This window comes from Microcoleus sp. PH2017_24_DOB_U_A (assembly GCF_020738205.1).
Classification (GTDB): domain Bacteria; phylum Cyanobacteriota; class Cyanobacteriia; order Cyanobacteriales; family Microcoleaceae; genus Microcoleus.
Map to the genome: position 1 here is coordinate 14,377 of NZ_JAEQCT010000023.1, position 24,207 is coordinate 38,583.

The following is a 24,207-nucleotide window of genomic DNA, read 5'->3' on the forward strand; positions in this document are numbered from 1 at the left end:
TGTATCATTATAGGTATGGACTTTTAAAGCTTAATTATTTTTATGCAAGTTATTTTAGGCAACATCACACAACTGAAAGTAGATGCGATCGTCAATGCTGCAAATACCAGTTTGCTTGGAGGTGGTGGAGTAGATGGCGCAATCCACAAAGCAGCAGGCCCGGAACTTGTTGACGAATGTCGATCGCTCCGAGGATGCAAAACCGGGGATGCTAAACTCACAAAAGGATATCGCTTACCTGCGCGCTTCATCATCCACACCGTAGGCCCCGTATGGCAAGGAGGCGACTGCGGAGAACCCGAACTCTTAGCCCAATGTTACCGCAAATGTATGGAAATCGCGATCGAGCAAAAGTTCGAGAGTATCGCATTTCCTTGCATTAGCACCGGCATTTACAAATATCCTAAGGATTTAGCAGGTGAGATTGCAGTCAAAATCTGCTACGAAGAAATGCAAAAAACGGCGCTCCTCAAAACATAACTTTTTGCTGCTTCGATTGGGAGAATCATCAGGTTTATGAGAAGATTGTAGCAGTTCTCAGGCAGAAAGGCTATCAGAAAAATGATTCCAGAAATCAAAACCTATTTAGCAGCGACTGACATTATAGATCGCGATCATCCCGCAATTTTAGCACTCGCGAACAAGATAGCATCACAACATCATACATCAGAGGCGATCGCCCAATCTAGTTTTGAGTGGGTTAGAGACGAAATTCGCCACAGCTACGACTATCAGATGAATCCCGTCACCTGTCGAGCATCCGATGTACTAAAGCACAAAACAGGTTATTGTTTTGCCAAAAGTCACCTATTAGCAGCATTGCTGAGGGCCAACAACATTCCCGCAGGTTTTTGCTACCAAAGATTGAGCTTTGATGACAAAGGTGCGCCCTACACCTTGCACGGTTTCAATGCAGTTTATTTGCCAGATGTAGGTTGGTATCGCGTTGATGCAAGAGGAAATCGCGACAATGTTAATGCTCAATTCACACCTCCTCAAGAGCAATTAGCATTTAAAATTCAGTTTCCTGAAGAAGCAGACTTTCAAACCATTTTATCTGAGCCGCTGCGAGTAGTTGTAGAGGCTTTACAAAATCACAGTACATGGGATAAACTGCTGCTCAATCTTCCAGACGTTTCTCTCGACTCCGCACAGAAATACGGCCTTGCGATCGACTGGAAATCACTCAGGATAGTGAATTAAATAATTTACACATATTTGTGGGATGGGCGTCCCGCCCGTCCTTTCTAGACGGGCGGGACGCCCATCCCACAAGAACAATAAAAATTGTAAGCTATTCTCATTCCTCAGCAACAAGCTGAGGCTTTGGAGAAGCTTTTTCACGTTGATCCGGGGTTGTCAAGGTCGATTTTCCGAAAATTATAAAACAGTATTAGTTAGACTGTGAATCAATAATTTTGTAACCTAATCAAGTCCAAATATCAACTTAGAAAACTAATCTACATAGCTAATCTGGCACTCTCAAGCCTTTAAGCTTTTCCCCTTTCTCCTCCTCACTCAGCCCCTTACACTGCACCAAAACCCCAAACCCCCCCAAACCCATCTGATCGATCAATTGATACAGCGCTTCCCGCCTGCGTAAAAATGTTGCCAAATCCAATACTTGTGCATCATTTGCAGATAGAGAAGCAATTCTATCGCCCACACCCAACACCATCAAAAACCAAGCCTGCTGAGTAAAACCCATCATCTCCAAACCGCACAATTCACCTTGTTTTTCCAGCGCCGTAAAATCAGCATGGGCCGTTAAATCCTGCCACCCCACATTAATATAAGGATTGCTGTGATAGCGGTGGCGGTAATAACATTGCAGCGTTCCCTCTGTGCGTCTCGGATTGTAATAGCGGTGCGCCGGATGGCCGTAATCAATTGTCAACAAATAACCGCGCTGCAATTTTTCTGCAACTGTTTTTATCCACTCTAAAGCTGCTAAATTAACTTCACTGCGATAACCATCCCCATAGACACTTGCCGATAAATCAATTCCTACTAAATCAAAATATTCGGCAATCTTAGGATTTGAAAGCTCGCCTACTACTTCAATAAACTTGCTTCCAGATTGTTCGTTTTTTTCTTCGTTTGCGGTAACGTAAATTTCCCGAAGTTGCCCTTGTTCGATGATAAATTGATGGACTGGAAAAGCATCTACTAACTCGTTAGAAAAGAAGCATCCGACAATCGAGTTATTAGCTATTTCATCCCACTTGCACCACTTGACTATTTTAAATTCAGCTAAGTTTTGCTGCTGCACCGCTTGCTGTACAGGGGAAATCTCAACAATAATGTATTCTAATATTTTAAATAAATCGGGATGTTGTCGTTGCAGGTATTGCAGTAAATGTGTGGCAAAGGTTCCCCGCCCCGCACCCATTTCTACTATGGTAAAATGATGAGGTTTGCCGATAATTTGCCACATTTCCACAAATTGCTCGCCCAAAACCTCAGCAAAATCTGCGCTCCAATGAGGCGACGTGATAAAATCGCCTTGTTTGCCGATGTTTGGTCGATCGCCATTATAGTAACCATACTGCGGGTGATATAGTGCCAAATCCATATATTCCGCAAAGGTAATGCGCTGCTGGGGACTGGCGGCAATTCTTTCGCTGATTAAAGCGCAGAGTTCGGGGTTGCTATCGTTAATATCTAATTGCTGGACTGTCATAGTTTATAGTTGATGTTATTTTATTGAGGAAATAAAGATTTTTTAACCGCAGAGGGCGCAGAGGACACAGAGGAAGAGAAAAGAGAGAAATTTTGATGTTCATAAATTTGGCATTCATTCTGTAACATCTCTATTTTTCAAAATTTATTATATCATTTTGACGCCGATCGCAAAATTGAGATTTGAGATTGGCAATTTTCGCTCGCTGTGATAAGCTAGCCTTAGCTTTTAAATATAATCCTTCTGTATGTCGAGAGATTCATTTTTAGAAGAGTTCAAAAAATCCAGCGAGTTATTATTACCAGCTTATTTAGTTATCTTCGATCTTGCAGACACAAAAAGACGCAATAATTACTTAGGTCACGATGAAGTAGACAAAGATATCATCGCCTTCGATAATTTCTTGAAAAATTGCGTTTCTTTAGAAAGATGCAAGAGAATTGCCGGCGATATATGGGTGGCTTGTTTTACAGAACATCAACTAAACGATATCCCGGCTTTGATAGTGAATTACTCACAAGAAGTTCCTATAGTATTAACATTGTGGAAATGCGAGGCGATCGATCCCAAGGGAAACTCTATATTTATTGAAGAAGAGAGAAACGTTTCGATCTGTCGTGCTGTCCGCTGCGGCTATTTGTGGATTGAAAATGTTAATGAATTAAGTTTCAAAGTCAATGAATTACTAGATAGGGTATGGAGTTTACCTGTTAATACATTAACTTCCCTAGAGTCAGAGGTAGCTGTTAATTTACCAAAATGGCAGTGTATCCCCCCTGAAAGTTTATCTGTAACTGAGTATTGCCCCTACTGCAACAGCACAAACTTGCGGCTGTTAGAAGTAGATTATGATTGTGATAAGCGTATTTGCACGCAGTGCGGAACTCAAGTAATTTTTAGCTATGATTTTTATTGTTGAGATTCCATAGTTTATAGTAGCCGATCGAGGATTCAAAAAAAGGGAGATCGCACTTTTTAGCAAATAGCCCAAAAATACGATCGCCCTTTTTCATCTAGCGATCGACAGAACCCATGATAATATCGATACTGCCCAGAATCGCCACCAAGTCCGCAATCTTTACACCGCGCACGATGTGGGGCAAAATCTGCAAATTATTGAAATCCGCAGCGCGAATCTTCCAGCGCCAAGGAAACACGCTGTCATCGCCGATAATATAGATTCCCAACTCACCCTTGCCGCTTTCAACACGCACGTAATGTTCGCCCTTAGGAATCTTGAAAGTTGGCGCTACTTTTTTGCCAATAAACTGATAGTCGAAACTGTTCCACTCAGATTTTGGCCCGCTTTCTAAGCGCTTGGCTTCCAAGTTTTCGTAAGGGCCGCCGGGGAGTGCTTTCAAAGCTTGATAGAGAATTTTAACTGACTCGCGCATTTCCCGAATTCGGACTAAGTAGCGGGCTAAACAATCGCCCGCAGCTTCGGTGCAAACTTCCCAGTCGAAGTCGTCGTAACATTCGTAATGGTCAACTTTCCGCAAATCCCAATTCACGCCGGAACCCCGCAACATCGGCCCGGATAGTCCCCAGTTAATCGCTTCGGCGCGGGAAATCGTACCCAGTCCTTCAATCCGGCGGCGGAAGATCGGATTGTTGGTAATTAAACGTTCGTATTCGTCAATTTTGGGAAGGAAGTAATCGCAGAAATCTTCGCATTTGTCTACCCAACCGTAGGGTAAATCTGCTGCGACTCCGCCGATGCGGAAGTAGTTGTTGTTTACCATGCGGTAGCCGGTGGCTGCTTCCCACAAGTCGAGAATTGGTTCGCGATCGCGCATAGTGTAGAAAAAGGGAGTTTGCGCGCCCACGTCTGCCAAAAACGGCCCCACCCACATCAAGTGGTTAGCAATCCGGTTCAACTCCAGCATGATTACCCGAATGTAACTCGCCCGTTTGGGCACAGCTATATTCGCTAACTTTTCCGGTGCATTGACTGTCACCGCTTCGTTAAACATCCCCGCAGCGTAGTCCCAGCGGCTCACGTAGGGGACGTACATCACGTTGGTGCGGTTTTCGGCAATTTTTTCCATGCCGCGGTGTAGATAGCCCAAAACAGGCTCGCAGTCCACTACGTCTTCGCCGTCCAGGGTGACAATTAACCGGAGTACGCCGTGCATGGATGGGTGGTGCGGGCCCATGTTGAGCACCATTGGTTCAGTTCTAGTCTCAATTCTTGACATAATAATAGGTAATTGGTAATAGGTAATTGGTCATTGGTAATTGGTCATTGGGCATTGGGCATTGGTCAGTGGTAATTGCTCAAACAGGTCATTGCTCATTAGCAAAAAAACTTTCTAACTAGGAACTGAGAACAACTGACAACTGACAACTGACAACTGACAACTGACAACTGACTATTGTTGATTTTTGTTTCACTTTTATAGATTATGAAGGATATCGAGCTATCTGAAAAGGATACCCCTGGATCGGATGTCAGTGTTGACACCTATCACGTTCCTGTTTTGGGAAGTGAGTTAATTGCGGGTTTAGCTGTGCGTGCCGGCGGGCGCTATTTGGATGCGACGCTTGGGGGCGGCGGACACACGAGTTTGATTTTGGCGGCGGCCCCTGATGTGACGGTGGTGGCGATCGATCGCGATACAGAAGCCATCCGTTTTTGCCAATCCCGATTTGCCAACTCGCCCGTCGAGTTTTGGCACGGCAATTTTGCCCAATATCAGTCTCCTGATGCCAAATTTGATGGTATTATAGCAGACTTGGGCGTTAGCTCTGCTCAGTTCGATACACCGGAACGAGGCTTTAGTTTTCGCCATCCAGCTCAACTAGATATGCGTATGAACCAGCAGCAATCTTTGACCGCAGAAGAGATTATCAATCACTGGGAAGAAGTTAAACTAGCAGATATTATTTACAGGTACGGCGAGGAACGACTGTCGCGGCGCATCGCGAGGCGGATTGTGCAATCGCGTCCTTTTGAAACTACTACAGAGCTCGCAGGTGCGATCGCCTCTACCTTCCCACCCAAGCAGCGCAACGGTAGAATCCATCCCGCCACCCGCACTTTCCAAGCTTTAAGGATAGCTGTCAACTCCGAACTAGCGTCTTTAGACACTTTCCTCAACCAAGCGCCTAAATGGTTAAAACCCGGTGGGAGAATTGGAATTATTACTTTTCACAGTCTCGAAGACAGGCCGGTTAAGCACCAGTTGAGAGCAACAGAGTGTTTGCAGGTACTGACAAAAAAGCCGATCGTGCCACAATCCGACGAACTAGCTAGAAATCCCCGCTCTCGTTCTGCTAAGCTCAGACTGGCAGAAAAATTAACTTGATTCGGCTGTAACGGGAATAAAGGACGAGCTCTCAAAGGCGGCGAGGTCTGTTCAGTTGACAGTTGACAGTTGACAGTTGACAGTTGAGGGCGACCTCTAAGAAGGAAGTCCGAGGATTGGAGTAATGAATAGTCTGATTTTAATTTCTCCCGCTCAACCTTGGGGCTTTAAACCAATTCTTTCTGGTCAGGCCGCGACCGGATGCAAGTTCCGAACTTCCTTGTGGTATCACTAACATGGCACTGACCTATGAAACCCGAACCCCTGATCCTGATTCGGCTCGGCCCAATCAGCCAAGGGTACTTGACAAGCTAGTTTTAGACCTGATTAATTCGCCTAGGAGTAGGGAATAGCATGAGTCGGGGAGATGGAAGCAAACTGAAACTAATGGTAGTCGATGACGAACCCGACAACTTGGATTTGCTGTACCGGACGTTTCGACGCGATTTTCAGGTTTACAAAGCAGATAGCGCCCTCAGCGCCCTGTCCGTTCTAGACGAACAGGGCGAGATGGCGGTGATTATATCTGACCAGCGGATGCCAGAAATGAATGGTACCGAGTTCTTGGGGAAAACAGTCGATCGCTTTCCTGATACGATTCGGATTCTGCTGACAGGATACACCGATGTTGAAGACTTGGTAGAAGCAATTAATGCAGGTCAAGTTTTCAAGTACATCACCAAACCGTGGAATCCTGAAGAGCTCAAATCAGTTATCAATCAAGCGTCAGAAACTTACAAATACTACAAGCAGCGCAGCGTTGCACTGCGCCGCGCTTTACGCAAGGAATCTCTGTTTAATGAGGTGATGGGCGTGATTCGCGGGTCGCTAGATTACTCTAGTATGGTACAAACTATTGTTCAAACCGTAGGTCAAACTTTTGAGGCCAACTATTGTATGCTGCGGCCGGTAGAGGTCGATCGACTATTACCCAGTACCTTTCCCTACCAAGCCCAAAACGCCGAACCTAGCAGCTTTTCTTTTGATGAAAATTTGCTGGTTCAAGCCGTAGCCAGCCGCCAAACTCAAGTCAGCGCCAACAGTGGGGCTGACGGTAACTCGGTTGAGATTGCTGTGCCCCTAACTTATCAGCAAGACTTGCTGGCGGTACTAGCCCTGTGTCAGCAAGGTGGCACTAACCCTTGGTCGGGAGAAGAGATAGAGTTAATAGAAGGTGTAGCAGCTCAAGCTGCTCTCGCCCTGTCTCAAGCTAAGCTCTATCAGCGCACTCTGGATTTAGCCAATCAGATGCAAAACGAGTTGGAGGTGGCCCGCCAAATCCAAACAAACTTGTTGCGCCAAAGTTGGCCGGATTTTGAAACTGTCAGGGTGCAAGCTTGTTGCTATCCCGCGCGGGAAGTTGGCGGCGACTTTTTTGAGGTCTACGTCCACTCTCAAGGGGATATTTGGATAGCTGTGGGAGATGTTTCCGGTAAGGGTGTTCCGGCTGCTCTATTTATGGCTAGCGCGATTTCGGTGATGCGGCGCGAACTTTCTCAAGAAGTTTCTCCCGAACCCGAGAGAGTGATGCAGAATATGAACAGCAGTATGGCTGACGATCTGATCGGCAACAACCATTTTATTACAATGGTTGTAGCTCGTTACACTCCGTCAACAGGACACCTGGCTTTTGCTAATGCTGGTCACATTTATCCGATCGTTTGGTCTAACTCAGAGGTGAAAGCTCAAGCAGCTAGCGGTGCAACGCCAGCAGAGCCGAATTTCCTCAAAGCTCGCGGTATTCCCTTGGGGATATTGCCAGTCTGGAAAGGTAAAGCTGGTGCGATCGAATTAAAGTCAGGAGATGTATTTCTGCTGACAAGTGACGGGATTACTGAAGCTAGCGTGACCACTAAGGCGGTCGCAGGGGGCGAAGAAACCCGTTCTATGCTACAACAAGAAGGGCTTTGGCAACTTTTGATTCAAGAGCCTGGTTCTTTCAACTTGGACAATTTGTTGGCTTACATCCGAGCTGACAATCCCGTTCAGGAAGACGACCAAACCATACTCTCTCTGGAGGTTCTCTGAATCTGTCAGTCATGCCGACGAAGAGTCGGGGGCTTTGGGTCTCAAAAACTCCAGCCGTCAGTTGAGGGCCTACAGATTAATACAGAGAACGCGGGCGATGCTCTTCTGCAAGCTTCGCTAACGGCAAAAGTTACAGAACTAGCGCGTCAGTCGATTTGAGATTTGAGATTTGAGATTTGACTCTCGCATTCAATCGCGGGAGCTTGAACTTTCCTCTAAAATTTGGATCTCTCCACGACGGTGGTAAGTGGCACGGTATCCGTTTTTTGGGCGGGGTAAATGCCTAACTTTTAACTGATGCTTTGCGATCGAGGCTTTCAAAAAAATTGTATTGCATCGATCGCCCGCCATTGAGTATCCTCTATGTAGCGGCAAATATTAACGCCAGATAAATTTGGTGCGTCATGTTTCATAAAACTAATACGGGATGCGGGAAACTCAGAGACTTTAGTCCTTCCTAGGAAAGCGACGCGGAGGACTTTAGTCCCCGTGTTCTTCGTAGTATGATACAATTTAGATTGTGAGTAAGAACAAAAACATCTACGTGTTGAAACATCCTAGTATCGGAGAAATCCCTGCAACTTAGTACGCAAGAGTGAGAGGCAACACAAAAAGAGCTAATAATGGCAGGATGTCGAGCGTACCGCGTCTTGGCAAGTGTGATGGATTCTGAAAGCATTAGAAACAACAATCATTAGCTAGTAACTATCGCTTGACGATGAGTGACTAAGTAGACGGCGCTTGACGGTCGTAACGAGATTAGATTTAGGTCACACCCTTTGTCTAATTCTGTCAGTAGAATCTCAGCGGCTTTAGCCCGCTCGAGTGTCAAACCTGGTCTGAAGACACAGGGTTTTCAAACTTACGGGATTTTTTTATGAATACTGAGCTTCATGTGCCAAGCGACTTGCGGTTTTTAACAATAGTTGAAAATTGGTTGCTGAGCAGTTTGGAAGTTGAGCTAGGAGAGCACGTCGATTGGCCGCGTCAGTCGAATCGTTTGCGCTTGGTGTTAGCAGAAGCCTATTCTAACGTGATCCGCCATGCTCACAAAGATCAACCCAATCTGCCAGTTTTAATTCGCTTGAATTTAAAAAATCGGGATATTGGTTTAGAAATTTGGGATTACGGTAAAGGTTACGAAATGGATACTTACAGTCCCCCGAGGCCGGAAGCTAAACAAGAAAGTGGCTATGGCTGGCTGATTATGAGCCGACTTATGGATCGGGTGGACTACACTTTGCAATTAGACGGTCGTAACTGTCTGAAGTTGGAAGCGAGTTTGCCGGAAAAATCTTAATTAGTCATTAGTCATTAGTCATTAGTCATTAGTGATTGACAATGTTTTTGATTCTAGTGGTTGTCTGTCGCACCGTTTAGTCATTAGTCATTAGTCATTAGTGATTGACAATGTTTTTGATTCTAGTGGTTGTCTGTCGCACCGTGCGGTGACAGCCACTTTTTCTTGCAATCTCGTCCCTCTCTAACCAGACTCTAAGATTGTAGAGCCGAAGGAAGAAGAAAGAATTAAGAAGAAACAAGCAACAGTAGCTGTAGGGTGCGTCGCTATTAAAAATCCGTAAAGAAAAGCGACTTTTAGAGTAGCGACGCACCTCTATCGCGAGTTAAGCAAACAACTCCTCGTTTTACTCATCCCCAACAATTATGTACCAATACTTTTTATAAATCGTATAACATAACAACGTTTTAGCTGTCGGCTGCGGTTGCTCTAGGTACTGTTGCGGGCTGATAAATACTGAAAAAATCGGCTTTCTATAGCGTTGGCTATGCTTAGATAGATGGGAGCCTCTCAGTTTTGATTTTATAGTGCTGTCCCCGAAGAGCGATATATTCAACACTCGCTTTTCGGGGATAGTACTGTAAAAAAATTGCTTTTTTGCATTCATTGGGATGCTCCCTCTGGAGATGAGGTTATTCCTCACTATAAAACAATTTCATTGCGGTCGCTTTCTTGGCAATTACCAATTACCAATTTGTGCCTCACTCCCTGGATAATTCCTATATTAAGAACCGAATTTCTTAGGTCGCAGAGTCAGCAATTCTTGGGGAGACGCTAAGAGTTTGACGGTAACAGAAAGAATTTCTTGCTGAAAATTGAGCAGAAAAACCCATCCGACATTAATACCAAATGCGGGAGTTTGCACCCGGCCGCTGACTTGAATTTCAACTGTGCCATCTTCTAAAATTTTGCTTGCACTTTGCTGGGGTTCGAGATGCATTCCTGGCGCTTCTGTTTTTAGATAACGGGCGATCGAGCTTTTGCCGATAATTGGCTCTTCAAAGGGCGCGTGCAGAACCCCGTCCTCAGCAAACAAATTAGCGGTCGCTTCAAAATCGCCCGCGTTAAAAGTTTCAAAATATTGCTCTAGCGCAGGCTTTGTGAGACCGACGATATTTATAGAGCGAGTTAAAATAGGTCGAGTTGTGGCGGTCATATAAGAAATGATTGGAGATGAATGAATCTAATGTAATCATTCTCTTGGTCACAGCAAATCCATCAAAAGATATAGCTAGGGTCATAAATTTTATCTAAAAAAAATCAATAATGCTATGCGCCTCATGGAGCTTTGAGGCCGATCGACCGAAATTGTACCAGTTACCAAAAATAATGCAACTGTAGGCAAGTCGCAAACCCTTATGCCATCAGCCATTCCCAATCCTTGAATCCTTCAAATCTCAAATCAAAAATCGAAAAATCTCAAATCTCAAATCAACTAAACCCAGACACCTCGTGGCATCTGGGTTGCTGTAGAGTCTTTGTTAAACAAGAAGATGCTATTTGCGCATCAAATTCATCAATTCCTTAGGAGAAGCCAACAAGTCGATCGCCACAAAGAAAATTTGACCTTGAGGATCGAGCATAAACCGCCACGCGATGTTCATACCCACATTGGCGCCGAACCAAGGAGTTTCGACTTTACCCGTGACTTTGACTTGGCGGTAGCCATCTTCAGCAGGCTCCGACACACCTCGCTCGGGCAGCATTTTCAGGCCGATGCACTCTTCCCGCATATAGTTGAGGATAGCTTCGCGACCGACGATCGGCTTTTGGAAAGGCGGTTGGAGAGCACCGTCTTCAGCAAATAAACCGACGGCTGGGGTGAAGTCGAAGGCGTTCATGTTGTCGATGTAGCTGAGCACAGTTTGCTCGCTGATACCCTCAATCTGGGTTTTCACCCGCTCTGCTACAGCGGTTGGAGTGCTGCGAGGAGCAGAGCGTTTGCCGTATTCTTGGCTGAAATCGGGATCGTAGCCCATGTGAACTACGGTGTTGCGAAGTACAGTAATTTGTTGACCCGGATCGAGCTTCTTGATGGTTTCAAGGACTTGGGTTGCTTCGGGAGACATTTGATAGCCAGCAGGGATGGGAGCGACAGCGCCCTGTTTCATCAACTGTCCCAACTCGTACCAGAAACCGAGTTTAGTATTGACGCGTAATGAAGTGTAAATCCGGCCGATGGTGGTGTCGGCGTTGCTGGCTAGGTCAAACATGGTTTTGCTTTGAGCAGCCGGCGACATCTGTTTGATTTCGCCCAGGACGCCTTCAACCAGCGCCATGCTGGCTACTCCCGGGGCGGCTGCGGTAATGGAAATGCCCATTTCGGTGTAAGCATACCAGAGCAGTGCGAGTTGGTCTTCAACGCTGAGTTTGTAGAACGAGTCCGTGGTGGCCGGAACAGCACTAGCAATCTCGGTGTTCGAGAAAATAGATTGAGCTGATTGAATGCTAACTGCCATGTTTATACTGTGGGATTCGCTGTAGGTTTGATTTCCGTACTTGAGATGTGCGAATCGAATTCTCCCTTAATTAAAATTATGTAACGTTTTTGACAAATTACAGTTCAAATTTATAAATATAAAGATTGTGAAAGTATTATGAATTCTGTCGTAAAATCAGTCTAAATATTAATAGACTTATAGCCCATTTTGTGATATGGTTTTTTATCCGATGAAAATAACAATTAATAGCGATCGCATTAAGCAAAAAGGCCTAGAGTTGGGATTTCACAAAGTCGGGATCGCCTCAGCAGACGCAGATGTCGATCGAGAAAAACAAAGATTGCAGGCTTGGCTGGACAAGGGTTATCAGGCGGATATGGCATGGATGGCTAACCCGAAACGGCTGGATATTCGATCGCTCGTGCCAGATGTGCAGTCATTAATATGTGTCGCCCTCAATTACTACACGCCTCACCAACGCCCCGAGAATCCCCCGTTGGAGGGGGGGGACGATGCAGTCAGAGAGTATGCTAAAATCTCTCGCTACGGCTGGGGGCGGGATTACCACAAAATTTTGCACAAAAAACTGAAGCTGTTAGCAAATTGGGTGCGATCGCAAGGCGAAGGAATTGAAGCACGGTATTATGCTGATACCGGGCCGGTTCAGGATAAAGTGTGGGCGCAGCGGGCGGGGATTGGCTGGATGGCTAAAAATGGTAATGTAATTTCGCGAGAATACGGTTCTTGGGTGTTTTTGGGCGAAATTTTGACTAATATCGAGTTAGAGCCGGATGCGCCACACACCGAACATTGCGGTACCTGCACTCGCTGCATCGAGGCGTGTCCGACGAAAGCAATTACTGAGCCTTTTGTCGTGAATGCCGATCGGTGCATAGCTTATCATACGATCGAGAATCGAGCCGAAAAACTGCCCGACGAAATTGCATCTAATTTACAAGGTTGGGTAGCAGGTTGCGACATTTGTCAAGATGTTTGTCCCTGGAATCAGCGATTTGCCAAACCAACGGATGTTGCAGAATTTGAGCCTTATCCTGAAAACATAGCACCGACACTTGCAGAATTAGCGGAGATTTCCGATGAAGAATGGAACCGCCGATTTACAGCTTCGGCGCTGCGGCGAATTAAACCCGAAATGTTGCGGCGGAATGCGAAAGCAAATCAAATTAATAGTCAGTTGACAGTTGATAGTTGATAGTTGTCAGTAGTTTCAGTCTTTTTTTCCTTCTTTCTGACATCCGTTACATCCCGTACATTGCTCGTTGCCGAACTTCCTTCTTTTAAAATCGATGTCTGCAAACGAACCTACCAAGAAAAAATGGTGCGTCAGTTTTGAGATGGTTGGCAGGAAATAACAATTATCGCAACTGACACACCCTACTTGATAGTTATTTATGTCTAGAGTTTGTCAGCTTGGCAATTCTCAAATAGTTGCATTTAAAATGTATAATGCAATGGGGCAGCGTAGCTCAGTGGTAGAGCGATCGCCCCGTCAATCGATTTTAGATTTTAGATTTTAGATTTTAGAGGCGACCCCACGGATAAATTCGGGGGAAGAGAGGATTTTAGATTTTCGATTTGGGATTGATTTGTCAAGGCGAGAGACAACCGTTTGATTCGGTTCGCTGCCACCAGCAACGTAGTTTAAATGGTAGAATTCCCTGGAGTATACCGGGAGATGCGGGTGCGATTCCCGCCGTTGCTATCTTTTTTTTGCGTTAACAATCAAAAGGCAATGAGTAATATAGAAGAGATTTCCCCCTCGTGATTTAATCTTCCCCAATGACCAAAGTAATTATTTTTGATTTTGACGGTACTTTAGCAGATACAATCGATATTCTTCTGAACATCACCAACCGTTTGTCAGCAGAATTCGGCTTTAAGTCTGCGACAAAAGATGAACTCGCTCAATTAAGCAACTTAACTTCTTGGCAAATCCTCCGGTATTCTGGCATTTCTATCTTCAAATTCCCGCTGCTGATTAGAAAATTGAAAGCAGAGTTACGCAGTGAAATTCCTAAAATTGAATTATTTGCGGGAATTAAAGAAGTTTTGCTAGAGTTAAAAAACCTTGGCTTTCAATTGGGGATTATCACCTCTAATTCCCAAGAGAATGTCTTAGCCTTGCTAGAAATCAACGGGTTGCAAAACACTTTCAGCTTTATTTACTCGGGTTCAACTTTTGGCAAACATAAAGTTATTAATAAATGGCTGAAAAAAGAGCATATAAATCCTGAAGAAGTCGTGTATGTAGGAGATGAAATCCGAGATATAGATGCTGCTAGAAAAACTGGTATTAAGGTAATTTCGGTAAGTTGGGGTTTTAATTCTCAGGAAGTTTTGGCTGCACACAATCCCGATTTTTTGATTGAACGGCCTCAGGAATTGCTCGATATTATGAGTAATCTGGGAAGACTGTAACTTTTTGTAAAGAAATATTTTACATTGTAAAGTAGTAAATACTTTATGTCCGGACAGGTTGAAGAAATTGATTGAGGCTGATATAAAGAAAAAGGAAAAGATTTACTCGATCGCTCAAATAAAGAGGAACAGTATTATGTCAGCCTTTGAAACTTTCTTGACGTTCGGCTTGGCTTCAGTTTTCGCCGTAGCTACTTTAGCAACTTGGTTGCGTTTCACCAATCCGCCTTCTGTTAAACGCAATTAGTTCTATTATTGTTTTGAATTTGATATTAGAGTCGGGTTTCTTAACCTGATGGATAGTTAGCCGAAAGCCCGTTGCTCTAGAAATGTTTTGCCATCCAATAGATATTTTCTCAGAAACCCGGTTTCTGAGACTTTGCATAATTAAAAGAAACCCGGTTTCTCTCGAAATGTTTTGCTACCCAGCAGATATTTTCTCAGAAACCGGTTTCTTAGACTTTGCGTAATTCCCAGAAACAAAGAAAGAATAATCTTTTAGTCTGCTTCACTTCGTTTCAGTGCGGCTAAAACTGCTTGCTGGCTAACTGTTTGGTAGATTTTGCTCAAATGCTGTTTGATGCCGTCTGATGCGGGGGAGGATTTGGTAGTTGTCAGTTTGGCGTCGGTTGCCAGGGGAATGGGGCCTAAAATATCTAATACGGTTTCGCTGCTGGGCGGTGGCACAATCACGACTAAAGATGATTCTAGCTGTTGGTTGTATTCCCAAAAGCGATCGACCTTTGGCACTTTAGCATTCGCGGCGGGGGAATTGTCATAGGTGTTTAGCTGGGAATTTTCCTCTGCTTGGGTACCGCGTCTCTGGCGGAGTGCGGTTAAAATTTGCTCTTTGGTTCTACCGCGCAGTTGAAACAGTACGAAGGGGTCTTCGCCGAAGCGATCGCCCAATAAGTAGTATACTGCACTGATGTGTTTGCAAGGATTTTTCGAGTCAGGACAGCTACAGCGCGATCGAATATCTGACAAACTTAACGGAAATAGGGTTTTTCCGGCCGCCGCAAATACATCTTCAATATTGTGAGGCATTTCTCCAGCTAATAGTTTAGCTGAAAAAACCGCTCTTTGCGACATATTTTCAATCACGTAATCCCAATCTTCATCGGTTAAAGTATCGAGTCCTAAAGAAACTTGATAGGGTTTAGGATCAGTTCCTTGAACTATGGCAATTACTTCTTGGTTGGGAAATTTAATGCTGAGAACTTTGCCTTCCCGCGCATATTGCCATCCGCGTTCTAATCGCTTTTTGAAGCGGTAGGTATTGATTAAATCGAGCCATTGTTGTGTCCACCATTCTCTGTCAATCATAAGCGGAAGGAAGAAGGAAGAAGGAAGAAGGAAGAAGGAAGGAGGAAGAAGGAAGAAGGAAGAAGGAAGAAGGAAGAAGAAGGTTTGTAGTGAGGACTTTAGTCCGCAAAAATAAGGAAAAAAAGAAATAAGAAGGTTTGTAGTCAGGACTTTAGTCCGCATTCAAAAAGGAAGAAGGAAGAAGAAAGAAGAAGGTTTGTAGTGAGGACTTTAGTCCGCATTTAAGAAGGACTGAAGTCCTCACTACGAACCCTAAAAATTATTCTTCTTCTGTTTCTATAATAGCATTGCGATCGAGAATTAGTAAATTGCGAAGTTGGTCAGTATCGAGTTCAGTCAGCCAGTTTTCGCCCGCGCTGACTACTTGTTCGGCGAGAGCTTTTTTACTTTCGATCATATCGTGAATTTTCTCCTCTAAAGTACCAGTACAGACAAATTTGTGAACTTGCACATTTCTCGTTTGACCGATCCGAAATACGCGGTCAGTTGCCTGATTTTCTACTGCGGGATTCCACCATCTATCATAGTGGAAAACGTGGGTTGCTCTGGTTAAATTCAAGCCAGTGCCGCCCGCTTTTAAGGATAATATCATAATCGGCGGGCCTTGCGGATCGTGCTGGAAGCGATCGATCATTTCTTCCCGCTGCTGCTGCTTAATGCCGCCGTACAAAAACAAAACCTCTCGCCCTAAATGCTTTTCCAGATGCGGTTTCAGGAGTTTTCCCCATTCAGCAAATTGAGTAAAAATCAAAGCCCGATCGCCCTGGGCGACAACCTCTTCCAACATTTCCACCAACCGCTGCAATTTTCCCGATTCTTGGCTGTTAATGCTCAATTCCTTCGGCTTACCTTCTGCTTTCACAAGGGCAGGGTGGTTGCAAAGTTGCTTCAGTTTTACCAGCAAAGCCAGAATCATGCCTCGGCGCTGAATGCCTTCGGCTGATTCTAAATTAGCGATCGACTCTTCGACAATTTTCTGATATAAAGCCGCCTGTCCTGACGCCAGACTGCAAAATACAGTCATCTCCTGTTTTTCCGGCAAATCTTGGATGATTTCTTTGTCAGTTTTCAGGCGGCGGAGGATGAAAGGCCGGACGAGCGATCGCAAAGTATGCAATGATTCTCTATCTCCATATTTCTCGATCGGAATTGCAAACCGGCGCTGAAAGAAATTGCGCGGCCCCAAATAGCCGGGATTGAGAAACTCTAAAATTGACCACAATTCTTGCAATCTATTTTCCACCGGAGTTCCCGTCAGCGCAATTCTAAAAGATGCCTCTATTTGCCGCACCGCCTGCGACTGCTTCGCCTCGGAATTCTTAATGTTTTGCGCTTCATCTAAAACCAATCCCTGCCATTTAGTGCTTTGAATTTCCTTAGCATCGCGAAACACCAGAGAATAACTGGTAACTATTAAATCTTTTCCCTTAATTGCGGCCGCAAATGCTTTACCTTTAGCGCGTTGATCTCCATAATGGAGTAACACTTTCAACGTCGGGCCAAACTTCTTGACTTCGCGTTCCCAATTCCCTAACACTGATGTCGGACAAACCAGTAAAGTCGGGGCTTTTAGGGCATCCTGTTCTTGCAAATGCAGGAGAAAAGCAATTAGCTGAATCGTTTTGCCGCAACCCATATCGTCCGCGAGACAAGCACCTAAACCCCAGCGTTCTAAAAATGCTAACCAGCCCGCCCCTAGCGCTTGATAAGGCCGCAATTGTCCTCGGAAAGTGGCTGGAGTTGCGATCGCACTTACGGCCTGATTATCGCTCAAAGTATTCAACAATTCCTGAAGTTGACCAGTTGCTTCAAAATTCACCACAGGCAACTTTTCAATCATCTGGGAATCGCCCGAAGCCAACCGCAAAGCATCTTCCAAGGAAAGAGTCATTTGCTCTTTGCGACTAGCAAAGAAACTTTGAGCCGCCCTGACATCGGTTGCGCGCAACTCCACCCACTCGCCGTTAATTTCCACCAAAGGCGAATTCAACGCGATCAAGTTGTCAAATTCTGCCTTAGAAATGCGCTGTCCGCCGATCGTCAATTCCCACTTAAAACTTAACAGACTTTGCAAGCCCAACCCCCCCTTGCCCCCCCTTACTAAGGGGGGGTTAGTTTCTCCTACTCCCCCCCTTACTAAGGGGGGGTTGGGGGGGGTTTTTTCCGCCTTAATACTCAAACCCAAACGACTCGCCCAACCATCAGCCTTTGTCAAACTCGGCGGCAAAACCACGCCCAACCCGCTATCAGCAAACCGCCAAGCCACAGACTTAATAAACTCGTAAGCTTGCAGCGGATTTAGTTGACAAGATTGCGGTCGTTGTGCTTGCAAACTCGGCTCAATTAACGGATAAAGTTTCGAGGCTAAACCCAAGCCACTGAGCAAAGTTTCTTGAGGCAATTCAATTGTCCGCCCCGCATAATTTAAACGTTCGACAGAGTTGTTCCAAACAGTTGTCGCATCTACCAAAAAATCGGTTTCATCTACTGCTTGCAAGCAATAATTTAAACTCCAGTTAACTTTGCCGGGAGACGGCGGTAGTAGTTGAAAACAAGTGTGAAATTGATTTTGTTGAGATAGTTGATTTTGCAGCGGTGCAGCCCAAGCAGTCAGCTTGGTTGCCAACTTTTCCAAAGCTGCTGATTCGGCGCGCACAATCCCAGATTCCTGCTGCAAAGCTTGCAACCATTCGCGGGTTGGGGAAACTGTTTTGATATCTAAAGTTGAGCCAGCAGCCGTTAGCGCAGCCCTCGCAGACGATCGCACTTCACAATCTACAACACTACTCAAAAACCCCAACACCAAATCCTCCGCCCCCACCGGCAAATCCACCGCCAAAGCCCATTCCCCGATTTCTGCTTCCTTTCTTCCTTCTTCCTTCTCCCCTCTTCCTTCTTCCTTCTTCTGATATATTCGACAAGCCGCCGGCATTTGCTTGGAAAAAGTAGCGAGGCGGAGTGTATCTGTAGAACTATCTAACAAAGGTTGCCATTTAGCAATAGCAGAACCGTCAGGTTGTGGTTCTAATGCTGGCAAAAATTTGCACCTCGCCAACAAATCCAAACTCCACCTAGCAATATGAGACCAAAAACGCAAATCCGATCCGACAAAAGAGTCTAGTTCTGTGCTATTGAGTGGCAGTGATTGCAAGAAAACAAAAGCTGCTTGAGGGTTGAGTAAATAACCTTCTACTTGCCAAGGATAAAGGTAAATTTCCTCGATTTTTGTTGGTTCTTCAAGTGCTGCTGCTGAGTGCTGCGGGATTAGTGTGGCGTTGTCTGCGGAGATTTGGGTGGGAAGTGCGATCGCCCGAACTTGCCTCTGAATCGATAAATTTTCCGTAGGAATGGCTGCGGTGGTCGTTTTGGGCGATCGTCTAGTCTTCTTGCTTTTCTCCTGAATATCTGCGGTTTCGGGTAATTGCCAGTTTAGTTTGCCCGACTGCTGCAAGGAAGTTAGAAAAGTCTTCAGTTCAGATTCGGTCATTGCCAAAGGATGCTGTAGACTCATCCCCGATTTAACGGTATCAATCGCCCCAACTTTCCGCCAAGTTTCTCCCCAAATAAATAAGCCACTTTTTTCTTTTTCCAGTAGCCAACTGCCGTGTAAAATTGCCATTTTTAAATCCTAATATTTTTATTTAATTGCGAGACTTGCTACAGCAGTCCTGTTTGATTTGTGAATAATATAACTCTTGCAAAAAATCCGAAATATCTTGAAATTATCTGCGTTAATCTGTGTTTATCTGCCTGACATCTGCGGTTGACCTAATTGATCCAAATTTCCCAATCGAAAATTCATAGTACCATCTATGGAATGTGTTTGGCGGGCGATCGACCGGAGAATCGACTGGAGAACATGAAAAAAAATTAAAGAGTATAAATGCTTACAATCAAGACACTGACAGTCGATCGCCCGCCGATTATCTCTCTCTTTTGGCTGGTTCCTCTCAAACATCCTGTGGTAATGTTACGATCCCGACAGAGAAAGAATGTGGTAGATAAGGAAGCAGTGCTACATGGTAGAGATAGACAAGTCAATATCTTTTGATGGACGGGATATTAGACTGAAGATTGGTTTACTGGCGCCTCAAGCAGGCGGTGCAGTTTTGATTCAGTCGGGTGACACGGCGGTTTTAGTGACAGCGACTCGATCGCAGGGGAGAGAGGGAATTGATTTCCTGCCCCTGTTGGTGGATTACGAAGAGAGACTCTACGCTGGCGGTAAAATTCCCGGTGGATTTTTGCGCCGGGAAGGGCGTCCCCCAGAAAAAGTTACTTTGACTGGGCGTTTGATCGATCGCCCGTTGCGTCCGCTATTCCCTAGCTGGCTGCGAGATGACATCCAAGTTGTCGCAACAACGCTGTCGATGGACGAACAAGTGCCCCCCGACGTTTTGGCAGTGACAGGCGCTTCCGTCGCGATTCTGCTGGCGAAAATGCCGTTTTACGGGCCGATGGCGGCTGTGCGAGTTGGTTTGGTAGGGGACGATTTCATCATCAATCCCACCTATAGCGAAATCAAAGAAGGCGAATTGGATCTCGTGGTAGCCGGTTCTCCAGACGGAGTAATCATGGTGGAAGCCAGCGCCAACCAATTGCCGGAACAGGATATCATCGAGGCGATCGACTTCGGCTACGAAGCAACCTGTGACTTGATTCAAGCCCAGCGCGAAATCATGGCAGAATTGGGCATCGATTTCGTGGTAGAGGAACGCCCACCGCAAGATTTCGCCCTCGAAAACTTCATTCGCGATCGCGCCCAAGAACCCATCCGCATCATTTTGTCAAGATTTGAAAAAGACAAAACAATACGGAATGCAGCTTTGGACGAAGTGAAGGCAAATGCAGTCGAATCTGCGATCGCCGAACTAGCCGAAGACGATCCGATCAAACTAGCAGCCACCAGCAAGACAATTGGCAACGTTTTCAAAGACGTTACCAAGAAAATGATGCGGAAGCAAATCATCGAAGATGGCGTCCGTGTAGACGGCCGCAAGCTAGACGAGGTGCGACCCGTTTCTTGTCGTGTAGGCGTCTTGCCGTCGCGAGTACACGGCTGTGCGCTGTTCAATCGCGGCTTAACCCAAGTCTTGTCCGCAGCAACTCTGGGAACTCCAGGAGACGCCCAAGATTTAGCCGATGACTTGCACCCGCAGCAAGACAAACGCTACCTGCATCACTACAATTTCCCCCCATTTTCCGTGGGAGAAACCAAACCGATGCGATCGCCCGGACGCCGAGAAATCGGTCATGGAGCCCTTGCAGAACGCGCTTTGCTGCCAGTTTTGCCATCCAAAGAAGATTTCCCCTACGTCATTCGCGTAGTTTCCGAAATCCTCTCCTCCGACGGTTCAACCTCAATGGGTTCAGTTTGCGCCTCAACGCTAGCGTTAATGGATGCAGGCGTTCCCCTTTCGCAACCCGTCAGCGGCGCGGCCATGGGATTAATCAAAGAAGGCGATGAAGTCCGAATCTTGACTGACATTCAAGCAATTGAAGACTTCTTAGGCGACATGGACTTCAAAGTAGCCGGTACCGACACCGGAATTACTGCTTTGCAAATGGACATGAAAATCAAAGGTTTGCCCTTAGATGCGATCGCAAATGCGATCCGTCAAGCCAAACCTGCGAGACTGCACATTTTAGAAAGAATGCTAGCAACCATCGACACTCCCCGCAAGGAAATGTCGCCGTTTGCACCGCGTTTGCTAACGCTGAAAATCGATCCCGAATTTATCGGTTTGGTAATTGGGCCTGGTGGTAAAACTATCAAAGCCATCACCGAAGAAACTGGTGTCAAGATTGACATCGAAGACGACGGAACCGTGACAATTGCTGGTAACGACAGTGAAAAAGCTCAACGGGCTTACAATATTGTCCAAGGCATGACGCGGAAGTTGAATGCTGGAGACGTGTATGTCGGCCGCGTAACTCGAATTATTCCGATCGGCGCTTTTGTCGAAATTCTGCCAGGAAAAGAAGGAATGATTCACATTTCCCAGTTAGCGGACTACCGTGTTGGGAAAGTGGAAGACGAGTTAGCTGTGAATGATGAAGTGATTGTCAAAGTGCGAGAAATTGACAATAAAGGTCGAATTAATTTGACCCGTTTGAACATTCATCCCGATGAAGCGGTAGCCGCCCGCGAAGCGTTGAATAAATAGTTGACAGTTGGTAATTGGTAATTGCTTTTGGAGTAATTGCTAATTGCTGATTGGTAACTGGTAATTAGTAATTCCTAATTGCTAATTGAGATAAAATCTGATTGTTTCAGATTGATTTGGGAGTAGGTGCGCGACAGCGACAGATCGACAAAAGTGCGATCGGCTGTGGAAGTTCATACAGTCGCGCACTTTCCCCTCGGCACTTAAAACTATCTGCGATCGTTTGGCGGTTGAAACCGCTACTATACAAACGAAGTCCGCCTCCGCGGACTGAATAAAATATAAAGTATGCTTAGCTGTAGGGTGCGTCGCCATTAAAAATCCCTCAAAAAAATCGACAATCGATCGAGCGACGCACCTTACAAAATGGTCAGTATAAACAACCCTCTGCTTAACTCTTGCCCAAAATTTTATTGTACCAAGATTTTTGAGAAATAGTATAACCTAATACGGTTGACTTAAGAACAATCTGAGTTGAGGGTACGTTGTTGCGCTTCAGCGCTCTTTCCTAATATTTATAAAGAGCGCTGAAGCGCAACAACGTACCTAATTTGTCTCACGGGGAAGTAGGGGGCAAGAATTCGGAAGATCGAGTCCTAATAATCAAATAACAGCAATACAATCAATCTCTACCAACACATCCTTCGGCAAACGAGCAACTTCCACACAAGCCCGTGCCGGTGCAGTTTTCTCATCAAAATATTTCCCATAAACCGCATTGACAGCGGCAAAATCATTCATATTTTTGAGAAAAACCGTAGTTTTCACGACATCCAACCAAGTAGCGCCGGCTTCTGTGAGAATGGCTTCGAGATTTGCCATCACTTGTTCGGTTTGCTTGGCCACGTCGTCGGTGTAGACGATATCGTTTAGTCTAGTGTCGATCGCAATTTGGCCAGCTACAAACAGCATAGTGCCCGTTGCGGCGATCGCTTGATTGTAAGGGCCCACAGGTGCGGGTGCTTTGTCAGTACGAATAATTTTGCGCGTCATAGATGTTCCTGTTTGAGATTCTTGTTGATTGGTTTCTGGTTTGTAAAATTCTCCATCAGGCATGATTGTACCAGTTAAGTCTGCATCCTTGATGTTCATACCATAAGTATTGGCATCAGTCAAATCTGCTCTCTTAAGCTTAGCACCCTCCAGATTTGCTCGGATCAAATTAGCTCCTTGAAGACCCGTTCTCTCTAAAATTGCACCCCGCAAACAAGCGTTTCTTAGATTTACTTTTATCAATTCGGCTCCAGCTAAATCCGCCTTTGCTAGATTGATACCCGACAAATCATAGCTAGACAAATTGACACCGCGCAGCTTGGCTCCCTGAAGATTGGTATCTTTGATTTTTATGCTAGTTATATCTGCCCGACTTAAGTCTGCTTCAGTCAAGTTTGCCTGAGTCAGGTTTGCACTGTTGAGTTTAGCTCTGCTCAAACACACTTCAATCAAGGATGCTTCAATAAATTTTACACCAGCTAGTTGGGCATCACTTAGGATTGCTTCATTCAAGTTCGCATTACTAAAATTAGCATAATTTAAATTGGCTTTACTCAAATTAGCACCGCACAAATCTGCATCAGTGAAGTTTGCAGATTGAGCTTGTACTAACCCGCTCAAATTCGCACCTTTCAAAGATGCCTTCGTGAGGTTTGTACTATTAAGCGTTGCTTTCGTTAAGTTGGCCTCATTCAACTCTGCTGCTGTCAAGTTTGCAGAGCTTAAGTCTATCCCACTTAAGTCTGCACCTTTGAGGTCTACACCTCTGAGCATAGCTGAATGAAATTGTCGTTCGCCTTTGGCATATCTTTCTAAAAGTTCTTCAGCGTCCATTCATAACCTCGATCGCCCTCACGTCCCACAAACCACTATACCATCCGCGCGAATCAGGAGTGCACCTGCGATTTGGCGCGCGGATGATTATCGGATTTCACACCACAGAATTACCCGTGAAAGAACCTCAGCCAGCAATAAACTTCATCGCAACACCATTCATGCAGTAACGTTTGCCAGTAGGTGCAGGGCCGTCATCAAATACATGACCCAAATGCCCGCCACAGCGACGGCAATGTACCTCAATTCTAGTCCCAAACAGCGAATTATCGATCGATGTGGCGATCGCCCCTTTGATCGGATCGTAAAAACTTGGCCAACCAGTACCGCTATCAAATTTAGTTTGCGACGCAAAAACTGGTAAATTACACCCAGCACACGCATAAATTCCCTTACCGTATTGCTTGTCGAGAATGCTAGTATGAGAGCGTTCAGTAGCGTGTTTTCGCAACACATTAAACTGTGCCGGAGTCAAAAGTTTGCGCCACTCTGCCTCAGTTTTAGTAACTTCAAAAATACCATTACCAGCCGCCATAACATCTGACTTCCCCGGCAAACAGGACGATAACCATGCCATGCTGACTGTTGCTATACCAGCTTTCAAAAATAATCGTTTCTTCATCATTCATCATCCACTTGTTAATTAATTTAAACCACCAGCAGTCACGTTCAAAACTTTTTGCTGGAT

18 protein-coding genes and 1 tRNA gene are annotated in these 24,207 nt (G+C 45.3%); 11 read left to right on the forward strand and 8 right to left on the reverse strand.

Annotated features, from left to right (window positions below):
- Positions 1–42 precede the first annotated feature (42 nt).
- Both JGK07_RS04490 and JGK07_RS04495 read left to right on the forward strand, forming a co-directional pair.
- On the forward strand, positions 43–480 hold the full coding sequence (locus JGK07_RS04490) for an O-acetyl-ADP-ribose deacetylase (RefSeq protein ID WP_293180629.1): 438 nt from the start codon (positions 43–45) through the stop codon (positions 478–480).
- 81 nt (positions 481–561) lie between these two features.
- Complete coding sequence (locus JGK07_RS04495; RefSeq protein ID WP_293180632.1) at positions 562–1,203, forward strand: transglutaminase family protein; 642 nt, start codon at positions 562–564, stop codon at positions 1,201–1,203.
- 265 nt (positions 1,204–1,468) lie between these two features.
- Here the strand turns inward: JGK07_RS04495 and JGK07_RS04500 are convergent, their stop codons facing one another.
- On the reverse strand, positions 1,469–2,683 hold the full coding sequence (locus JGK07_RS04500; RefSeq protein WP_293241436.1) for a class I SAM-dependent methyltransferase: 1,215 nt from the start codon (positions 2,681–2,683) through the stop codon (positions 1,469–1,471).
- 247 nt (positions 2,684–2,930) lie between these two features.
- On the opposite strand from JGK07_RS04500, the gene JGK07_RS04505 reads away from it, so the two are divergent.
- Complete coding sequence (locus JGK07_RS04505; RefSeq protein ID WP_293241439.1) at positions 2,931–3,602, forward strand: hypothetical protein; 672 nt, start codon at positions 2,931–2,933, stop codon at positions 3,600–3,602.
- A 94-nt stretch (positions 3,603–3,696) separates the two neighbouring features.
- On the opposite strand, the gene JGK07_RS04510 is transcribed toward JGK07_RS04505, so the two are convergent.
- On the reverse strand, positions 3,697–4,881 hold the full coding sequence (locus JGK07_RS04510) for an NAD(P)H-quinone oxidoreductase subunit H (RefSeq protein WP_293122540.1): 1,185 nt from the start codon (positions 4,879–4,881) through the stop codon (positions 3,697–3,699).
- A gap of 207 nt (positions 4,882–5,088) precedes the next feature.
- On the opposite strand from JGK07_RS04510, the gene rsmH reads away from it, so the two are divergent.
- The 3 genes from rsmH to JGK07_RS04525 all read left to right on the forward strand — a co-directional run bounded on the left by rsmH (position 5,089) and on the right by JGK07_RS04525 (position 9,319).
- Positions 5,089–5,991 (forward strand): 16S rRNA (cytosine(1402)-N(4))-methyltransferase RsmH, encoded by a 903-nt coding sequence (gene rsmH, locus JGK07_RS04515; protein WP_293190700.1) that lies wholly within the window; start codon positions 5,089–5,091, stop codon positions 5,989–5,991.
- Between the two features lie 354 nt (positions 5,992–6,345).
- The gene (locus JGK07_RS04520; RefSeq protein ID WP_293180644.1) at positions 6,346–8,019 is read left to right on the forward strand and encodes a SpoIIE family protein phosphatase; all 1,674 of its coding nucleotides are present in this window, start codon (positions 6,346–6,348) and stop codon (positions 8,017–8,019) included.
- Between the two features lie 877 nt (positions 8,020–8,896).
- Positions 8,897–9,319 (forward strand): anti-sigma regulatory factor, encoded by a 423-nt coding sequence (locus tag JGK07_RS04525; protein ID WP_293150468.1) that lies wholly within the window; start codon positions 8,897–8,899, stop codon positions 9,317–9,319.
- 724 nt (positions 9,320–10,043) lie between these two features.
- Here the strand turns inward: JGK07_RS04525 and JGK07_RS04530 are convergent.
- Both JGK07_RS04530 and JGK07_RS04535 read right to left on the reverse strand, forming a co-directional pair.
- On the reverse strand, positions 10,044–10,475 hold the full coding sequence (locus JGK07_RS04530; protein WP_293196404.1) for a nuclear transport factor 2 family protein: 432 nt from the start codon (positions 10,473–10,475) through the stop codon (positions 10,044–10,046).
- 340 nt (positions 10,476–10,815) lie between these two features.
- Complete coding sequence (locus JGK07_RS04535) at positions 10,816–11,778, reverse strand: orange carotenoid protein N-terminal domain-containing protein (protein ID WP_293180650.1); 963 nt, start codon at positions 11,776–11,778, stop codon at positions 10,816–10,818.
- A 211-nt stretch (positions 11,779–11,989) separates the two neighbouring features.
- Here JGK07_RS04535 and queG point away from each other — a divergent pair, with 211 nt between their 5' ends.
- The 3 genes from queG to JGK07_RS04550 all read left to right on the forward strand — a co-directional run bounded on the left by queG (position 11,990) and on the right by JGK07_RS04550 (position 14,199).
- Positions 11,990–12,973, forward strand: a complete 984-nt coding sequence (gene queG, locus JGK07_RS04540; RefSeq protein ID WP_293180653.1) for a tRNA epoxyqueuosine(34) reductase QueG — start codon at positions 11,990–11,992, stop codon at positions 12,971–12,973.
- Between the two features lie 438 nt (positions 12,974–13,411).
- A tRNA-OTHER gene (locus JGK07_RS04545) sits at positions 13,412–13,483 on the forward strand.
- A gap of 77 nt (positions 13,484–13,560) precedes the next feature.
- The gene (locus tag JGK07_RS04550; RefSeq protein ID WP_293180656.1) at positions 13,561–14,199 is read left to right on the forward strand and encodes an HAD-IA family hydrolase; all 639 of its coding nucleotides are present in this window, start codon (positions 13,561–13,563) and stop codon (positions 14,197–14,199) included.
- 498 nt (positions 14,200–14,697) lie between these two features.
- Here the strand turns inward: JGK07_RS04550 and JGK07_RS04555 are convergent, their stop codons facing one another.
- Both JGK07_RS04555 and JGK07_RS04560 read right to left on the reverse strand, forming a co-directional pair.
- The gene (locus JGK07_RS04555) at positions 14,698–15,525 is read right to left on the reverse strand and encodes an SWIM zinc finger family protein (protein ID WP_293180659.1); all 828 of its coding nucleotides are present in this window, start codon (positions 15,523–15,525) and stop codon (positions 14,698–14,700) included.
- A 259-nt stretch (positions 15,526–15,784) separates the two neighbouring features.
- Positions 15,785–19,144 carry a DEAD/DEAH box helicase gene (locus JGK07_RS04560; protein WP_293224620.1) on the reverse strand — a complete coding sequence of 1,120 codons (3,360 nt, stop codon included), beginning with the start codon at positions 19,142–19,144 and terminating at the stop codon, positions 15,785–15,787.
- A gap of 264 nt (positions 19,145–19,408) precedes the next feature.
- On the opposite strand from JGK07_RS04560, the gene JGK07_RS04565 reads away from it, so the two are divergent.
- The gene (locus JGK07_RS04565; RefSeq protein WP_293150440.1) at positions 19,409–19,576 is read left to right on the forward strand and encodes a hypothetical protein; all 168 of its coding nucleotides are present in this window, start codon (positions 19,409–19,411) and stop codon (positions 19,574–19,576) included.
- Positions 19,545–21,692 carry a polyribonucleotide nucleotidyltransferase gene (locus JGK07_RS04570; protein ID WP_293180665.1) on the forward strand — a complete coding sequence of 716 codons (2,148 nt, stop codon included), beginning with the start codon at positions 19,545–19,547 and terminating at the stop codon, positions 21,690–21,692. The genes JGK07_RS04565 and JGK07_RS04570 overlap by 32 nt, the downstream gene beginning before the upstream one ends.
- A gap of 603 nt (positions 21,693–22,295) precedes the next feature.
- Here the strand turns inward: JGK07_RS04570 and JGK07_RS04575 are convergent.
- Together JGK07_RS04575 and msrB are read right to left on the reverse strand one after the other, a co-directional pair.
- Positions 22,296–23,519, reverse strand: coding sequence for a Rid family detoxifying hydrolase (locus JGK07_RS04575; protein WP_293196410.1), 1,224 nt, complete (start codon positions 23,517–23,519; stop codon positions 22,296–22,298).
- A 127-nt stretch (positions 23,520–23,646) separates the two neighbouring features.
- Positions 23,647–24,144 (reverse strand): peptide-methionine (R)-S-oxide reductase MsrB, encoded by a 498-nt coding sequence (gene msrB, locus JGK07_RS04580; RefSeq protein ID WP_366035037.1) that lies wholly within the window; start codon positions 24,142–24,144, stop codon positions 23,647–23,649.
- Positions 24,145–24,207 lie beyond the last annotated feature (63 nt).

Excerpts from the sequence above, each read along its gene's own strand:
- msrB (WP_366035037.1), bottom strand. The coding sequence starts at position 24,144 with ATGATGAAGAAACGATTATTTTTGAAAGCTGGTATAGCAACAGTCAGC.
- JGK07_RS04575 (WP_293196410.1), bottom strand. The coding sequence starts at position 23,519 with ATGGACGCTGAAGAACTTTTAGAAAGATATGCCAAAGGCGAACGACAA.
- JGK07_RS04565 (WP_293150440.1), top strand. The coding sequence starts at position 19,409 with ATGCTTACAATCAAGACACTGACAGTCGATCGCCCGCCGATTATCTCT.
- JGK07_RS04570 (WP_293180665.1), top strand. The coding sequence starts at position 19,545 with ATGGTAGAGATAGACAAGTCAATATCTTTTGATGGACGGGATATTAGA.
- JGK07_RS04490 (WP_293180629.1), top strand. The coding sequence starts at position 43 with ATGCAAGTTATTTTAGGCAACATCACACAACTGAAAGTAGATGCGATC.
- JGK07_RS04525 (WP_293150468.1), top strand. The coding sequence starts at position 8,897 with ATGAATACTGAGCTTCATGTGCCAAGCGACTTGCGGTTTTTAACAATA.
- JGK07_RS04560 (WP_293224620.1), bottom strand. The coding sequence starts at position 19,144 with ATGGCAATTTTACACGGCAGTTGGCTACTGGAAAAAGAAAAAAGTGGC.
- JGK07_RS04495 (WP_293180632.1), top strand. The coding sequence starts at position 562 with ATGATTCCAGAAATCAAAACCTATTTAGCAGCGACTGACATTATAGAT.
- queG (WP_293180653.1), top strand. The coding sequence starts at position 11,990 with ATGAAAATAACAATTAATAGCGATCGCATTAAGCAAAAAGGCCTAGAG.
- JGK07_RS04555 (WP_293180659.1), bottom strand. The coding sequence starts at position 15,525 with ATGATTGACAGAGAATGGTGGACACAACAATGGCTCGATTTAATCAAT.
- rsmH (WP_293190700.1), top strand. The coding sequence starts at position 5,089 with ATGAAGGATATCGAGCTATCTGAAAAGGATACCCCTGGATCGGATGTC.
- JGK07_RS04535 (WP_293180650.1), bottom strand. The coding sequence starts at position 11,778 with ATGGCAGTTAGCATTCAATCAGCTCAATCTATTTTCTCGAACACCGAG.
- JGK07_RS04505 (WP_293241439.1), top strand. The coding sequence starts at position 2,931 with ATGTCGAGAGATTCATTTTTAGAAGAGTTCAAAAAATCCAGCGAGTTA.
- JGK07_RS04520 (WP_293180644.1), top strand. The coding sequence starts at position 6,346 with ATGAGTCGGGGAGATGGAAGCAAACTGAAACTAATGGTAGTCGATGAC.
- JGK07_RS04550 (WP_293180656.1), top strand. The coding sequence starts at position 13,561 with ATGACCAAAGTAATTATTTTTGATTTTGACGGTACTTTAGCAGATACA.
- JGK07_RS04530 (WP_293196404.1), bottom strand. The coding sequence starts at position 10,475 with ATGACCGCCACAACTCGACCTATTTTAACTCGCTCTATAAATATCGTC.
- JGK07_RS04510 (WP_293122540.1), bottom strand. The coding sequence starts at position 4,881 with ATGTCAAGAATTGAGACTAGAACTGAACCAATGGTGCTCAACATGGGC.
- JGK07_RS04500 (WP_293241436.1), bottom strand. The coding sequence starts at position 2,683 with ATGACAGTCCAGCAATTAGATATTAACGATAGCAACCCCGAACTCTGC.